This window comes from Streptomyces sp. (assembly GCF_019510245.1).
Lineage (GTDB): Bacteria > Actinomycetota > Actinomycetes > Streptomycetales > Streptomycetaceae > Streptomyces.
Genome location: NZ_JAEKKT010000547.1, coordinates 1 through 1,783 on the forward strand (window position 1 = coordinate 1; position 1,783 = coordinate 1,783).

The window sequence follows — 1,783 nt, forward strand, 5'->3', positions numbered from 1 at the left end:
CAGCGGCGTCAGCTTCCACACCGGACGCCCCTCGGGGAGGTCGTACACCGCGTTGGACGTACGGATGAACGCGGCGACGTACCCGGACGCCGACCACAGCGCGGCGAGCAGGCCGACGATCGCGAGCACGCTGCCCGTGCCGCCGCTGTCGCCGAGCTGGACCACCGCGTCCCGCAGGATGTCCCGGGCCGGACCCGGCGCGAGATCCCCGATGTTGTCCAGGATCTTGTCCGTGGCGCGCTGTCCCACCACGCCCAGCAGGGAGACCATCACCAGCAGGGCGGGGAACAGCGACAGGACGCCGTAGTACGTCAACGCCGCCGCGCGGTCCGCGAGTTCGTCGTCCAGCAACTCCTTCCCGGTGCGCCGCAGCACCGCACGCCAGGATCGCGCGGGCAACTTGGAGGGGCTTTTCGGCTGGTCGTCGGCCTGCTCGTCCATGCCGTGGCGGGTCTCCCGAAACCACCCCCCGAATCGCCGACTTGACCTCAATCCTGGTTGAGGTCGAAGGGTGGTCGGTATGACACGTCGTACCGACACCCACCCCGACCTGACCGACCCTCGCGTCGGTGCACCCTTCTTCAGTCACTGGCGGGTGGGCACCCCGCTGCGCCAGCGGCAGACCGTCGAGGCCGTCGCCGCCGTCTGGGAGCGGCGGCCCTGGCCCGCCGACGGCCTGCTCGGCTATCACCTCTACAGGGGGCACGACACCGCCACCCTGATGCACTACTCGCAGTGGGCGAGCGAGCAGGCCTACGAGGCCTTCGTCAAGACTCACCGGCAGGAGCGTGTGGACGAGATCGACACCGCCGTTCCGGACATCGAGCGCCTCGGCCTCGGCCGCTACCGGCGCTACCGCAGCGCCGCCCGGGACGGTGATCCGCGCGTCCCCGGCTGCATCGTGATCGTCGACGTCGAGTTCGACGGACCCGACCCCGACCGGCAGCGCGCCTGGGTGGACGCCGTCCTCGACGCGCTGGAGAACGAGCCGAACCCGCACCCCGGCGGTATCAGCGCCCACTTCCACCTCAGCACCGACGGCACCCGCGTCCTCAACTACGCCGAGTGGGAGAGCGCTGAAGAGCACCACGGTCAGCAGGTACGACCATGCTCTCGGGCTGGTTCCGGGCTAGGTCCCCCACCGAAAACTCGAACCGTCTGGACAAAAAAAGTGTTCGGTGAGACGGTGGACCCATGCTGGACGTCACCGTGATCGAGGACCCCGAGGCCGCAGCCGTCTCCCTGGACCCCATACGGGCGAGGCTGCTCGCCGAGCTGGCGGCCGGCCCCGCGTCGGCCGCCATGCTGGCAGGAAAGGTCGGGCTGCCCCGGCAGAAGGTGAACTACCACCTGAAGGCGCTGGAGCGGCACAGCCTGGTGGAACTCGCGGGGGAGCGCCGCAAGGGCAATGTCACCGAGCGGCTGATGCGGGCGACCGCGGCCTCGTACGTGATCTCACCGCTCGCCCTCGCCGCCGTGCAGCCCGACCCGGACCGCTTCCGCGACCAGCTCTCCGCGCGCTGGCTGCTGGCGTTGGGAGCCCGGCTGGTGCGGGACGTCGGTTCGCTGATCACCGGCGCGGCGAAGGCCCGCAAGCGGCTGGCGACGTACGCCCTGGACGGCGAGGTGCGCTTCGCCTCGGCCGCCGAACGAGCCGCGTTCATCGAGGAGTTGACGGCCGGAGTCACCGGCCTGATCCGCAAGTACGACGCCCCGGACGCCGAGGGGGGCCGAGACCACCGCATCGTGGTGGCCGTCCATCCCACGCTGAAACAGACCGAGT

3 protein-coding genes are annotated in these 1,783 nt (G+C 70.4%); 2 read left to right on the forward strand and 1 reads right to left on the reverse strand.

The genetic code is table 11. The features are described 5' to 3' along the window. On the reverse strand, positions 1 to 441 hold a 441-nt coding region (locus tag JF597_RS55280; RefSeq protein WP_294014854.1), incomplete at its 3' end, for a YihY/virulence factor BrkB family protein. Positions 442 to 520: 79 nt separating this feature from the next. Here JF597_RS55280 and JF597_RS55285 point away from each other — a divergent pair. Both JF597_RS55285 and JF597_RS55290 read left to right on the forward strand, forming a co-directional pair. After that, positions 521 to 1,213, forward strand: coding sequence for an antibiotic biosynthesis monooxygenase (locus JF597_RS55285; RefSeq protein ID WP_294014857.1), 693 nt, complete (start codon positions 521 to 523; stop codon positions 1,211 to 1,213). Further along, the coding region (locus tag JF597_RS55290; protein ID WP_294014860.1) for a helix-turn-helix domain-containing protein at positions 1,195 to 1,783 on the forward strand (589 nt) is incomplete at its 3' end. The genes JF597_RS55285 and JF597_RS55290, both read left to right, overlap by 19 nt.